Below are 13,548 nucleotides of genomic sequence, written 5' to 3' on the forward strand. Positions count from 1 at the left end.
GGAAAAAAAGCGTACCAGAATCCAACAAAATTAAACATTATCTGCTGAACCTATCAGGATACTCTGATAGGTTTTTATTTTTATTAATGGGTAAAATAATTTTAATTCTATTATGTTTGATAGAAGAAGGCATGTAATAAGAGTATTAAATATGAGCAAAACAATAAGAATTCGGAGGAAGAAAAAATGAAAAAATTATCCGTCATTTTTACTCTTTTACTCAGTTTTATGTTAATTCTGTCAGCCTGTGCCACGAGCGGTGATAAGGCTATAAACGATAACAAGAAATCGGGGACTAATCAGTCTGCTGATTTATTGAAAAACGTAAAGGACCAAGGAAAGATATTAATTGGAACAGAAGGTACATACGCGCCATTCACATACCATGATACTAGTGGAAAACTAACTGGCTTCGATGTCGAGATTGCCGAAGAAGTTGCCAAGCGTTTAGGGGTAAAGCCGGAATTCAAGGAAACGCAATGGGATTCCTTGTTTGCCGGACTAGATGCCAAGCGTTTTGATATGATTGCCAACCAGGTAGGGATTCGTCCAGACCGTCAAGAAAAGTATGATTTTTCTAATCCATACATATCTTCAGCTGGCGTTCTTATTGCAGCTAGGGATAATGATAAAGTAAAATCCATTGCGGACATTAAAGGATTAAAATCAGCCCAATCACTAACCAGCAACTATGCTGATATGGCCAAAAAATATGGTGCAAATATTGTCGGTGTTGATGGATTTACCCAAGCTGTCGATCTGATTGAATCGAAGCGTGTCGACGTAACCATCAACGATAAGATAGCCTTTTTAGATTACAAAAAGAAAAAGCCTGAGGCACGAGTGAAAATTGTCGAAACTGAAACGGATGTTTCGCGAAGTGGATTTATGTTTAGAAAAAATAGTATGACCCTTGTGGATGCCGTAAATAAAGCGTTAAAAGATATGGTTGCTGATGGCACTTACAAAAAAATCTCTGAGAAATGGTTTGGTGAAGATGTTCTTAAATAGTATTTTTGCTGATCCAGAAAGAACGGCAAGATTAGTGGATATTGCTAAAACTTCCCTCCAGCCGCTGCTGGAGGGGGCTGTTATGAATACCATCCCATTAACGATTATTTCATTTATTATTGGTCTGATTTTAGCTGTGTTGACAGCGCTCGCCCGGATTTCGCAGGTGAATTTCTTTCAAATCATTGCTAGAATCTATGTTTCAATTATTCGCGGAACACCATTATTAGTGCAGTTATTTATTATTTTTTATGGGCTTCCGAATATCGGCCTTACTATTGACCCATTTATTTCAGCTGTCATTGGTTTCTCACTTAGCGTTGGAGCATATGCCTCCGAAATTATCAGGGCTGCGATTCTTTCCATCCCGAAAGGACAGTGGGAAGCGGGCTATTCGATTGGAATGTCGTATTCCCAGGCGTTAAAAAGAATCATCCTGCCACAAGCTGCACGAGTGTCGCTTCCGCCATTATCTAATTCATTTATTAGTCTTGTTAAAGATACCTCGCTTGCCTCCGTTGTCCTGGTAACAGAGATGTTTCGCCGCGCCCAGGAAATTACGGCAGCAAACTATGAATTTTTATTGGTCTATTCCGAAGCTGCATTTATTTATTGGGTCATTTGTTTTTTCCTTTCCATGGTCCAAGGGTTCATGGAAAAAAGGCTGGACCGTTATGTGTCTTAATAGCCCAACAAGATCGGTTATTCCTCGGTAATATGGGAAAAAGGAGTTATTCGATGATTTCAATAAAAGGATTATATAAACAATTTGGCCAATTAGAGGTATTAAAAGGAATTGACCTTCAGGTTGAAAAAGGGAATGTTGTTGTTGTCATTGGTCCATCCGGATCTGGAAAGACCACGATGCTCCGCTGTTTGAATGTACTGGAAACGCCTACGGAAGGTGTCATTCTAATTGAAGGTCAAAGCCTGGATTTTTCTAAAGCCGTCTCGAAAAGGTCCGTCGCATCATTTCGCCGTTTGACCGGAATGGTTTTTCAAAACTATAATCTTTTTCCTCATAAAACAGCCATTGAGAACGTGATGGAAGGGCCGGTGATCGTGAAAGGTGTAGATAAAGAGGTGGCTCGGAAAAGAGCTAAGTTGTTGCTGGAGAAAGTTGGTCTTGGAGACAAAGTGTCTTACTATCCTGCCCAGCTTTCAGGCGGGCAGCAGCAGCGTGTCGGGATTGCCAGGGCGCTAGCGATGGAACCAGAGGTCATGTTGTTTGATGAGCCGACGTCAGCCCTCGACCCCGAGCTTGTTGGCGAGGTATTAAAAGTAATGAAGGACCTCGCTCAAGAAGGGATGACGATGATTGTAGTTACCCATGAGATGCGCTTTGCCCGCGAAGCAGCAGATGAAGTCATATTCATGGACGGTGGCGTCATCGTCGAAAGAAATAAACCTGAAGAGATTTTTACTAATCCAATAGAGGAACGAACTAGAAAGTTTTTGAATATGATTCAATAAGGTGTTGTAGCTCAAAAGCTATGGCACTTTTTTTGTTGAAGGGAATTAAGAAGTTAGCCCGTTGAAGAAAGGGTATTCCATTTACCCAATAAGACAAAAATGGCATCTCGACTAGCATTTCTCGAAATTTGTCGAAGATTGTTAGGTGTTCTCAATTGGTAGAAAATGATAAAATGTTTCTAGAGAGTGAAACCTTTTTCATTTTTATCCGTATAATCTAACATACATAACAGAGAGGAAGGGAAGGATGCATCATGCTTGAATTTTACTGAAATCGTAAACCCACAATTCACTTTCCTTTTTATGTGACAATAATCAAAAAGAAGGATTGATGCGCATGGAACCTTTTAGCATTCCTTTAGAAACGATTTATTTGTACGGGTTAATCATTTCGGGTGTTTTAACCGTTTTGTATGTGTTGTTCGCCGATGTCTTTCATTTTCATGGAGCCGGAGACGGAGGATTTCATTTCCTTAATCCAGTCTTAATCTTTGCCTTCGTGACCGTCCTGTCTGCAAGCGGCTTCCTATTTGAAAGACTATCATCACTGCATTATTTACTTATTTTGGGCATCTCGGCAGGTGCTGCTTTTATTCTAGTAACCTTATTAAATGTTTTTGTTCTCGTACCGTTATCGTCTGCAGAGGAATCCCTTGTCTATAAAGAATCAGATTTGCAAGGCCGGGTTGGGACCGTGATCACGGCGATACCAGCCAATGGTTTTGGCGAAGTGATGATTGATAGTACGAGTGGCAGAATTGCCAAACCAGCTTCAAGCTTTGATGGTGATGAGATTCCAAATGGCACAGATGTACTCGTGGTTCAGGTAAAAAATGGCGTACTGGAAGTAACGGTCCACCATCAATTAGAGAGTTTTATCTAGAGGAGGTAATAAGAAATGGATTTTAACATTATTTGGATCATTATCGGGATTGTTGTACTTATTCTAATTGTTTTAATCGGCGTCTTTGTCACCAAGTACAGAACGGCCGGACCGGATGAGGCACTGATCGTGACGGGAAGTTTTCTTGGTAACGGCAGTGTTCATGTAGACGAAGCTGGAAATAAAATCAAAATCATCCGCGGCGGTGGTAGCTTTATTTTACCAGTATTCCAACAGGCTAAACCACTAAGCTTACTATCTAGTAAACTAGAAGTTACCACACCTGAGGTTTACACGGAGCAGGGTGTACCTGTCATGGCTGATGGTGTCGCAATTATTAAAATTGGCGGCTCGATTAGTGAAATTGCGACAGCTGCTGAACAGTTTCTTGGAAAGCCAAAAGAAGATCGTGAGAATGAAGCAAGAGAAGTTCTTGAGGGTCATTTACGGTCGATTCTTGGCTCGATGACTGTTGAAGAAATCTATAAAAATCGCGATAAATTTTCTCAAGAGGTTCAAAGGGTTGCTTCACAGGATCTTGCGAAAATGGGCTTGGTAATTGTATCCTTTACGATTAAAGATGTTCGTGACAAAAATGGTTACCTTGATTCACTTGGTAAACCTCGTATTGCTCAAGTTAGAAGAGATGCTGATATTGCCACTGCTGAGGCAGAAAAAGAAACGCGGATCAAAAAGGCAGAGGCTGCAAAAGAAGCGAAGCGTTCAGAATTAGAAAGGTCAACAGAAATTGCCGAAGCGGAGAAAGTCAATCAGTTGAAAGTCGCTGAGTTCCGCCGTGAACAGGATATCGCAAAAGCTAAAGCTGACCAAGCCTACGATCTTGAAAGTGCCCGTTCGAAGCAGGATGTAATGGAACAAGAAATGCAAATCAAGATTATTGAAAGACAAAAACAAATTGAATTAGAAGAAAAAGAAATTCTTCGTCGTGAACGCCAATACGATTCTGAAGTGAAGAAAAAAGCCGATGCTGACCGTTATTCCGTGGAGCAATCCGCTGCTGCCAACAAGGCAAGGGAAATGGCTGAAGCGGAAGCCAATAAGTATCGCATTGAAGCAATGGCAAAGGCGGAAGCAGAGCGAATTCGCCTCGATGGTCTTGCAAAAGCGGAAGCACAAAAGGCACAGGGTTCATCAGAAGCAGAAATTATTCGCTTAAAAGGTTTGGCAGAAGCAGAAGCGAAGGAAAAAATCGCTGAAGCGTTCGAGCAATTTGGTCAAGCGGCTATCTTGGACATGGTTATCAAAATGCTTCCTGAATATGCGAAGCAAGTGGCAGCCCCATTATCCAATATTGATAAAATCACCGTTGTCGATACGGGCGGCGGTTCTGGAGAAAATGGCGGTGCTAATAAGATTACCAGTTATGCAACTAATCTAATGGCCAGCCTGCAAGAATCATTAAAGGCTTCTAGTGGTCTTGATGTGAAAGAGCTAATCGAAAACTACTCTGGTAAATCTAACGTAAGAAGAAGCATTGAGGAACTAACAGAAGAGGTTAAAAAGAAAGACGAATAGGCACATAAAAATCCTTATCGGCATACGATAAGGATTTTTTTTACGTTATAAAACAATCTCAAAGGTTGTTCCAGCATCTTTGCTACTGGTTACTGCAACCGTCCCTCCATGTGACTCGACCAATTGTTTTACAATCGCCAGTCCCAGTCCTGTACCTCCAAGTGAACGTGCTCGGGATTTATCGACACGGTAAAACCGCTCAAAAATCCGTGGTAGATCTTCTTCGGGAATTCCCCGCCCTTGGTCGATCACTTTAATGTGCGTTTTTCCACTTTCTTCACTAACAATGAGGCTGATTTTTGTAAACGGCTCCGAATATTTACGCGCATTATCGAGCAGATTGAGGATTACCTGCTCAAATCGGATAGGGTCTATTTGTGCATAAAGACCGCCCGAGCACTCAAGAATAAGCTCCAAATGATGTTCTTTCAGTGCTGGTGAAACCTTTTCAACAATTGACTGGAAATAGGGCTGTAAATGAACTTCTTCTTTTTCAATCGAAAAAGTATTTTCATCCATTTTGGCAAGATGGAATAATTCCTTCACGAGTTTTGAAAGTTTGACAGATTCTTCAAAAATAATCCCTAAATAAGTATCCTTGTCCGCATCACTTGTATCCTGGCGCCGAGCAATGTCTGCATAACCCTTAATATAAGTTAGCGGTGTCCGGAGCTCGTGGGAAATGCTTGCTAGGAACTCATTTCGTTCATTTTTTAAAGTATCTAAATCACTTGCGAGCACCCTAATCGATTCACCAAGTCCACCTATTTCGTCCTTTCCGAGTTTCGGTAAGGACACAGACAGCTCGCCTTTACTGATTCGTTTCGTTGCTTCACTTATCTGAATGAGCGGATGGGTAACAACCCTTGTCAAAAAAGTAATGATAATCATCATAAATAATAGCGAAAGCACACCCGCAAGTAGAAAATGCTGGTTAAGTCCGGAAATCAAATTCTTGATTTTTTGCGTATTTTGGAACATGTAGATATAGCCGTTAACCTTGTTGTCTATTACTACAGGGCTGATCGATGAGATATAAGTGGCTTTTTTCCAGTCATCCTCTAAGATTAAGCCTTCATGCGGTACATTCTTTGGCGTTGATTTCATGATCCTTTTCATTTCATCTGTAACCTTATTGGACGACATATAAATCGTTCCATTTGGGTTTGTGAGAATGACCTGCGAATCCGTCCGTGCTTCCATCATGGCAATATGCTTAATGGTTTCTTCATGAAAGGAAACCTGGAGAACCTCGCGGTGGTTATTTCCCCGAGTCTGAAGAGCAGACAACTCGTCATGAACACGGGAATGAATAATATTATTATGCAAAAAAAACATCGAAATAGATTCTAATAGAAAGATAGCGACGAAGAAAAGTAGGCCAATTTTAAAAGAAATTTTATTCATTGATTTCAGCACCTCACTATTTAGAATACTACATGTTTAGTTGTGAGGAATCCTTATTTTGTAGCCATTTTTTAAAAAATAAAAAAATGGAAGTGAGCATTCTAGTAGCTAGTGAGCTTGTGCTGGCCAATTTTCCAAGTTCAATTTTATCAATTCAAAAAAAAGTGGGCGCCCCGCCGAACGGGACACCCTTACTATATAAAAAAGAGAGGTTAAATTTGGGATGAGAATTATGGTTGATAACCATGTACTTCATCAAAGAGTTGATAGCTTTAACCTTGGGGGTCCTTTAAGCTTTCTCCTCTATCCTAACTACAGTTATATCTTATCGAGAAAGATTGAAGATGTTATGAAGAAGTTGTGGTGAATTTGTGAAGTTACAAAAATCACAGACCCAAGATGATATAGTAAAGATATGGGGAGTGATAATAATGAAAATATTATTAGTTGACGATGAACGTAGAATAATAGAAGTTCTCGAAGCTTACCTTGAGAGAGAAGGCTATGAAATTCATAGCGCTGATAATGGAATTGACGCCTTAAAAAAGGCTAAAACAATAAATCCTGACCTCATTATCTTAGACTTAATGCTTCCTGATATTTCTGGTGAAGAGGTTTGCCGCTTAGTGAGAAAAGAGTCAGATGTTCCAATAATTATGCTGACCGCGAAATCAGCTGAGGATGATCGCATCAACGGAATTGTTATGGGAGCAGATGACTATTTATCCAAGCCATTCAGCCCCCGGGAAGTGGTCGTTCGTGTTCAAGCCATTTTAAGACGAGTGAAAAAGTCTGAAAAGGTTGAACGTCTTGAATTCAATGGAAGAAAACTAGCGATTGATCTAATCAAAAAGGAAGTAACTGTAAACGGAGATTCCGTTACCTTGACTCCGATTGAATATAAACTATTAACCAATATGGCAGTGAATCCCGGCCGCGTATACAGCCGGATGGATTTATTAGAGAAAATTCAGGACGAAGGCATGTATTATGAAGGCTACGAACGCAGTGTTGATACACATATCAAAAACCTTCGAAAAAAGATCGAATCAGATTCACGGCAGCCGGACTTTATCGTGACCGTTTTTGGGATGGGCTATAAATTTGGAGGGGTACTAGATGCTGCAAACGCTTCGGTCTAAGATTCTATTTTATCTAGTGCTTATCTCGATGATTGGGATATTAATCGTCAGCTTTTTTATCCAATATGGCTTTGAAGAGAGTTTTAATAGCTATTTGGACCGCAACCGCGAAAAAAAGATTGATCGAGTGATTACGGAAATTGAAAAGGATTATAAAAAAAATGGCCATTTTACCAGCGATCCGGTGTCTGGGTTGTTCCACGAGCATGCGATGACTGATCAGCTTTATTTTCAATTGTATGATCGGTTTGGTCAATTGCAAATGGATTCTTCCAACATTCTCGGTATGTTAAATACCCTTGTGTTAACAGAACCGTCCCCGATTGGGGAAGAGTGGCACTCCAAAACTTATTCGATAAAAGTGGATAATTCAATAATCGGAAAGCTTGTGGCTATTTATCCGAAAGGATTAATTGACGATGAATACACGTTTATCCAAACCATCCAATTGTATATATTGGCGGCAGTATGCTTGACGATTGTACTCGCCATTATATTTAGTATGCTTTTTTCGAAAAAATTAACATTTGGTTTGAAAAAGCTTTCCTTTGCGGCAGGTGAGCTGCAGCAGCATAACCTTGATATTCGGATTCCGTTGTCGGGCCTGCCTACCGAGGTAAAGCAGATTGCCATCTCCTTCAATAACTTGGCGGAGTCACTTGCGAAGGAAGAAATGCTTCGGAAACAATTTACTGGTGATCTTGCCCATGAACTGAGGACACCACTTGCCACATTAAGGAGTCAAATCGAAGCCTTTCAGGACGGAATTTGGGAGCCGACCCCGCAGCGCCTGCAAACGAGTCATGAAGAGCTGATGCGCTTAGTAAGGCTCGTCAATGAATTAGAAAAACTACTTGCAGCGGAAAATCCGCAAATTAGACTGGAAAAAATTGAGCTAGAAGCAGGTAGTGTGCTGGCAGCTCTATGGGAAATTTTTATGCCATTGTTTAAGGAAAAGGGGATCGGGCTTTATATTGAAGAACCGCAGCACGAGGAAATGTTTGAGGCGGACAAGGACCGCTTAATGCAAATCCTGTCAAACGTCTTAAATAATGCGCTGAAATATACGCCGGAAGGAAAAAAGGTCACGATTTCGGTACAAACAGAAATGGAGGGCTATGTCGGCTTTAAGATTCATGATGAAGGTTCAGGAATGAATGAGGACGATATCCCGCATATCTTCGAACGCTTCTACCGCGGTGACAAATCACGCGACCGCAAAACAGGAGGCGTTGGCATTGGACTCTCGATTGTAAAGGCGTTGATGGATGCCCATAAAGGAGTCATCAAGGTGAAAAGCAGGTTGAATAAGGGGACCAGTATAACCTTGTGGTTTCCGCAGGAGGACTAGCAAAAGGATGGATCGCAATCCTATTTTCCATAGGGGAGTAACAAAGAGGATAGAAAGGGTTTTACAGAAATGGGGTACCAATCATCTTGATAGGCGCCCCATTTCTCTTACTCTCCTACTAATTCTTTAACATTATAAACTTTGCCACTTTCAACATTACCGCTAATAACTAAGTCTACTAGTGCATTAGCCACCACATCTGCCTGCAACAACATATTATTTTCCTTAAATTCTTTAAACCTTTCTAGTTCCTTAAACGCTTTATTTGACGAAGACCTAATTGTTTCCTGCATATTTGTATCCATAATGCCAGGGCTAAAGGCAATAATTTTATTTTCCGTTTTCATTTCCGCTTGCTCTAATGCGGCCGTTTGTGTGAACATATTTAACCCAGCCTTTGAGCTGCAATACACACTCCAGCCTTCGATCGAGCGGATTGCTGCACCTGAGGTTACATTAATAACTTGGACCTTTGTGTTGGTCAACTGTGCTTTACTAAAAAATAAATTAGTGATGAGGATTGGTGCAATTAAATTTACTTGAATGTTTCGAATGGTTGGAGTTTGATCTAAATTGCCAACCGTTTGGATTGGTTCAATCACACCTGCGTTATTAAATAGAAGAATTTCCTTTGGATCCTTTTGAAAAAGACAGTGAGCTATATCCATAAATACTTCCTGGACCTCTTTTTCTAATGAAAGATTACAGGAAAAATGGTTATAGTACAGGCCTTTTTCTAATGCCATCCTTTTGATTTCTTCATTTTCTGTCCGGGATACGGAAACGATCGCAATTTGTTCATGGATGAGTCGTTTCGCAATGGCTTCACCTAAACCTTTTGATGCACCGGTAATAATTGCATACTTCATGAAAATCCCCCTACGAGCCAGTATAATGATCAAAATATATATCTTATTACCTATTTTATTCTTCATGGGAATTTTAATCAATTGATAAAAAAACTACCATGAGTTTCAACTCCCAACCCATGCATGAAAGTGAATGGATGATGAGTTGTACGCCAACATAATTAAGGCGTGTGAGCAGAGATGAGCTGCACTTCTCCAAAGTGGTAAATGAATTTGTTTACTCAGCCAGATATACTGATACATTATTGCGGCGCTCCGCCCCTTTTCCACAAAAAAGAGCAGCTCCGAAAGGAACTGCCTTCAACGTGCAAGGGGATAGAATTTCTTCCACTCATTTAGGAAGGATGAAGTGGAAGAATTAGGATGTTCTAGGACCCGAGGGGTGGGCCCGGATTGTTTTACTTCACCATTCACGATAATCGCAAGTCGATTCGTGAGGTAATTGATCTCCATTAAATCATGGCTGACAAACACAGCCGTGGTTTGGGCCGCTTCGATAATGCCCTTGAAATCTTCCATTAATTTAATTTTAGTCGGAAAGTCTAGAGATGAAAATGGTTCATCGAGAAAAAGGATTTCTGGCTCAACAATCATTGCCCGCGCTAAGTTGACTCGTTGAGCCTCACCGCCGGATAAGTAAAGCGCATTTTTTTTCGCCAAATGGCTGATTCCAAACAGCTCCATCCAATGCTCCACTTTTTCCTTAATGACAGATTTTGAAATCTTTCGTAATGATAAGCCAATCGCGATATTGTGAAACACAGTTCCATCTAACAGTAAGGATTGCTGCAGGGCAATTGAAAACTTCCTCCGTAATTCAAGCGGTGCATTCCCGATAGGAATGACCTGCCCAAGGTAGAGGATTTCACCACTCGTTTGCTGCTCAAGAAGCGATACCACCTTAAGTAGAGTGCTTTTGCCGGCACCGTTAGGTCCCATAATTCCGAGAAATTCTCCAGCGTTGATCTGGAATTCAGGAATATCAAGAATTGTTTTATTTTGGGCTTTAAAAGTGATATTCTTCAGCTCAATTAACGGGTTCATGATATTCGCTTCCTTTGCTGTAAAAATGTTAACGCAGCCGTAATTAACAGGGCAACGGATAATAAAATAAATGAAAGGGCTAAGGCGATGTCAAAGTTTCCTTTCGAAACTTCCATCACAATCGTCGTTGTTAAGATGCGGGTGTCACCCAGAATATTTCCGCCGACCATCATCGCGGCGCCAACCTCAGCAATGACCCTGCCAAAGCCAGCCATAATTGCAGCCAAAATCGCAATTTTTAATTGCTTGATTAGGATTATTAATGTCTGAAGCTTTGTTGCTCCAAGTGCTTTAATTTGCAGGAGCATTTTATCGCTGATTTGCTGAAATGCCGTGCAGGTTAGGCTTGTGACGATTGGCAGGCTTACTAAAATTTGGGCCATCACAATCGCTGTCGGCGAATAGAGCAAGGAAAGGTCACCTAACGGACCAGAGCGCCATAACAGCATCGTAATCCAAAGCCCGGCAACAACAGGCGGCAAGCCCATACCAATATTAATGAATAATAATAGTATTCTGCGACCCTTAAATCTAGTTAATCCAAGAAAAATTCCAAGCGGTAATCCTATGAGAGTACTAATCAGAATGGAAATAAGACAGACCTTAAGTGTTAGCCAGGTAATTGCAAAAACTTCCTGATCACCGGAAAGAATCATTTCTATCGCTTTTTTTAGTCCATCAATGAGCAGTTCCATCAATAATGCCTCCAGGATTCCCTTAAGAAGTATGAATAGGAAGGAGTACCTGCTTTAGAAAATTGGGTCCCCTTCCCATGTCAGAAATTATTCAGTGTACTTATAGAATAATGATTGACCATATTCTTTCTTACCAAAGCTTTCAATTACATCTTGAGTTTTGCTATTTACCATAAATTCTACAAATTTTTCGGCATCTTTGCTATTAATCTTGTCATGTTTTTCAGGATTTACTTGCATAACATGATAGATATTCATTAAATCTTTGCCGCCTTCAACGACGATTTGTAGAGTGTCTAAATTTTTCGCTTGCGCTAGCCATGTAGCACGGTCTGTTAACACATACCCTTTTTTCTCAGCAGCAACCTGCAATGTTTGCCCCATGCCTTGTCCAGTTGATACATACCAATCACCGGCAGGTTTGATGTTATCAGCCGTCCAAATACCAAGTTCTTTTTTATGTGTACCAGAGTCGTCACCTCGGGAAACAAAAGTAGCTTTGCTGTCTGCCAACTTTTTGAATGCTGCTTTAATGTCATCGCCGCTGACACCTGCTGGATTATCCTTCGGTCCAACTAAAATAAAGTCATTATACATTACACGTTTGTAGTTAATCGCATCGCCTGCATCGACAACCGCTTTTTCAGATGCTGGAGCATGAACAAGAAGGACATCTGCTTCCCCTTTTGTTCCCATTTCTAATGCTTGTCCTGTGCCAACTGCAATCGTTTTTACTTTTACATTATTTTCTTTTTCAAACATCGGGATTATCACATCGAGCAAGCCGCTGTCCTGTGTACTTGTCGTTGTGGCTAGGATCATTTCCGTTGGTGCTGCTTTAGGTGCTGGCTTTTTCTCTTTTGCCACTGCGTCTTTTGTGTCTGTGTTTCCACATGCTGATAAAATTAGTAGCATAAAAGCAAATAGGACTGCAAAATAGCGTTTTCTTAACATGTTGTTTCCTCCGTTGTACTAGTTTGATAGGTGATTTTCCCTAATTCTGAGATGGAATATCCTTCTAAATCGGTCAAGCTATTTTTAAAGTTGTTCGACTGCAAGTAGTGGATCAACTTTGTTAAGCTTTGCTTGTTTTCATTGGTAAAACGAAAAACAAGGTCAAAATTTTCTTTGGCCACTGGAATGAAATCAAGTCCTAAGTGGCTAGCGGCAGACTGAATCCCAAAGGTAACATCAGCCATGCCCCTGCTTATGTAAGAAGCTGCTGACAAATGGTTCCATTCTTCGTTTCCGTAACCGTTAATTTTACTCGGATCAATTCCATAGCTTAAAAGCTTTGAGTCAAGTAAAAATCTTGTGCCCGCCCCCTTTTGGCGGTTAATAAATTGAACATTTTTCCTAGTAAGATCATGAAAGTCTTCAATTTTTTTCGGGTTGTCTTTGGCAACAATAAAACCTTGTTCTCTTGCAGCCAATCTTAGTACCAAAATCGATTCGTAAACAAAAAGCTGATGGATAAAAGGCAGATTATATTCTTGTGATGTTGGATCTAGTAGATGAATGGCGGCGATATCGCATTGACCGCGGTACAGCATCATTAAACCTTCTAAACTCCCGATGTAGGAAGGCTGGATTTGTAGGTTTACTGTATTTGTCGCTTGTTTTATGAAATGCTCAACAAGAAAGTCATGGCTGCCTGATAGTCGAATCGATAGAGACGGAATAATAGGAATTGGTTCAGACAAATGTTTCTTTGCTGGGGCTTTTGTGTTTTCCTTATATCTTTCAAGCTCTGCATGCTCAATCCGCATTTTATTGCCAATTTTAAAGGCCTGCAACTCACCTCTTTTTATCAGCTCATAAACAGTATGTTTTGAGATTTGAAAGATTTGCGCCACTTCATCTGGTGTATAAGCCTTTCCTTCCATAAGTAAATAAACCTCCTTTTTTTCAATTTTAAAATGAATATGTTAAAGAGTAAGTGACTTTTGTTAAGTTTCGTTAAGTTTCATTATGTTTAGTTTAGGATTGTCACAAACTGTTCAAAAAATCTTGGGTATTGCACCTTATTAACGGATGAGTATATTAATAATGGGAGTCGCGATTGTATAAAATTCACAATTTTTTCATAAACTTCACTTATTGTTCAATGGTGAGCAAGGAAGTTTGTTGTAGTATA

Annotated in this window: 13 protein-coding genes; 7 read left to right on the plus strand and 6 right to left on the minus strand. The window is 40.3% G+C overall.

Annotated elements, in window-relative coordinates; translation table 11 throughout:
- The first annotated feature begins 186 nt into the window (after nt 1–186).
- The 5 genes from RTR43_RS00465 to RTR43_RS00485 all read left to right on the plus strand — a co-directional run bounded on the left by RTR43_RS00465 (nt 187) and on the right by RTR43_RS00485 (nt 4,903).
- Nucleotides 187–1,011 carry an amino acid ABC transporter substrate-binding protein gene (locus RTR43_RS00465; RefSeq protein WP_312468887.1) on the plus strand — a complete coding sequence of 275 codons (825 nt, stop codon included), beginning with the start codon at nt 187–189 and terminating at the stop codon, nt 1,009–1,011.
- Nucleotides 998–1,696: an amino acid ABC transporter permease gene (locus RTR43_RS00470; protein ID WP_312469106.1), complete on the plus strand. Its 699-nt coding sequence runs from the start codon at nt 998–1,000 to the stop codon at nt 1,694–1,696. Before RTR43_RS00465 ends, RTR43_RS00470 begins: the two co-directional genes overlap by 14 nt.
- Nucleotides 1,697–1,749: 53 nt before the next feature.
- Nucleotides 1,750–2,484, plus strand: a complete 735-nt coding sequence (locus tag RTR43_RS00475; RefSeq protein ID WP_312468889.1) for an amino acid ABC transporter ATP-binding protein — start codon at nt 1,750–1,752, stop codon at nt 2,482–2,484.
- Between the two features lie 337 nt (nt 2,485–2,821).
- Nucleotides 2,822–3,367, plus strand: coding sequence for an NfeD family protein (locus tag RTR43_RS00480; protein ID WP_312469107.1), 546 nt, complete (start codon nt 2,822–2,824; stop codon nt 3,365–3,367).
- A 15-nt stretch (nt 3,368–3,382) separates the two neighbouring features.
- The gene (locus tag RTR43_RS00485; RefSeq protein WP_312468891.1) at nt 3,383–4,903 is read left to right on the plus strand and encodes a flotillin lipid rafts scaffold protein FloT; all 1,521 of its coding nucleotides are present in this window, start codon (nt 3,383–3,385) and stop codon (nt 4,901–4,903) included.
- Nucleotides 4,904–4,948: 45 nt separating this feature from the next.
- On the opposite strand, the gene RTR43_RS00490 is transcribed toward RTR43_RS00485, so the two are convergent.
- Entirely contained in the window at nt 4,949–6,310 is a 1,362-nt protein-coding gene (locus RTR43_RS00490; RefSeq protein ID WP_312468892.1) for a sensor histidine kinase, read from the minus strand.
- Nucleotides 6,311–6,741: 431 nt separating this feature from the next.
- On the opposite strand from RTR43_RS00490, the gene RTR43_RS00495 reads away from it, so the two are divergent.
- Nucleotides 6,742–7,452 (plus strand): response regulator transcription factor, encoded by a 711-nt coding sequence (locus RTR43_RS00495; RefSeq protein ID WP_312468893.1) that lies wholly within the window; start codon nt 6,742–6,744, stop codon nt 7,450–7,452.
- Complete coding sequence (locus tag RTR43_RS00500; RefSeq protein WP_312468894.1) at nt 7,430–8,803, plus strand: ATP-binding protein; 1,374 nt, start codon at nt 7,430–7,432, stop codon at nt 8,801–8,803. The genes RTR43_RS00495 and RTR43_RS00500 overlap by 23 nt, the downstream gene beginning before the upstream one ends.
- A gap of 107 nt (nt 8,804–8,910) precedes the next feature.
- On the opposite strand, the gene RTR43_RS00505 is transcribed toward RTR43_RS00500, so the two are convergent.
- From RTR43_RS00505 to RTR43_RS00525, 5 genes are all read right to left on the minus strand, one after another.
- Nucleotides 8,911–9,672: a (S)-benzoin forming benzil reductase gene (locus tag RTR43_RS00505; RefSeq protein ID WP_312468896.1), complete on the minus strand. Its 762-nt coding sequence runs from the start codon at nt 9,670–9,672 to the stop codon at nt 8,911–8,913.
- A gap of 300 nt (nt 9,673–9,972) precedes the next feature.
- Complete coding sequence (locus RTR43_RS00510; RefSeq protein ID WP_312468898.1) at nt 9,973–10,716, minus strand: ABC transporter ATP-binding protein; 744 nt, start codon at nt 10,714–10,716, stop codon at nt 9,973–9,975.
- On the minus strand, nt 10,713–11,411 hold the full coding sequence (locus RTR43_RS00515) for an ABC transporter permease (RefSeq protein WP_312468899.1): 699 nt from the start codon (nt 11,409–11,411) through the stop codon (nt 10,713–10,715). Before RTR43_RS00515 ends, RTR43_RS00510 begins: the two co-directional genes overlap by 4 nt.
- 87 nt (nt 11,412–11,498) lie before the next feature.
- Complete coding sequence (locus RTR43_RS00520) at nt 11,499–12,365, minus strand: ABC transporter substrate-binding protein (protein WP_312468900.1); 867 nt, start codon at nt 12,363–12,365, stop codon at nt 11,499–11,501.
- A complete protein-coding gene (locus RTR43_RS00525; protein ID WP_312468901.1) occupies nt 12,359–13,297 on the minus strand; it encodes a helix-turn-helix transcriptional regulator in 939 nt (312 codons plus the stop codon). The genes RTR43_RS00520 and RTR43_RS00525 overlap by 7 nt, the downstream gene beginning before the upstream one ends.
- Between the last annotated feature and the right edge of the window lie 251 nt (nt 13,298–13,548).

The organism is Neobacillus sp. (assembly GCF_031988165.1).
GTDB lineage: Bacteria > Bacillota > Bacilli > Bacillales > Cytobacillaceae > Neobacillus > Neobacillus rhizosphaerae.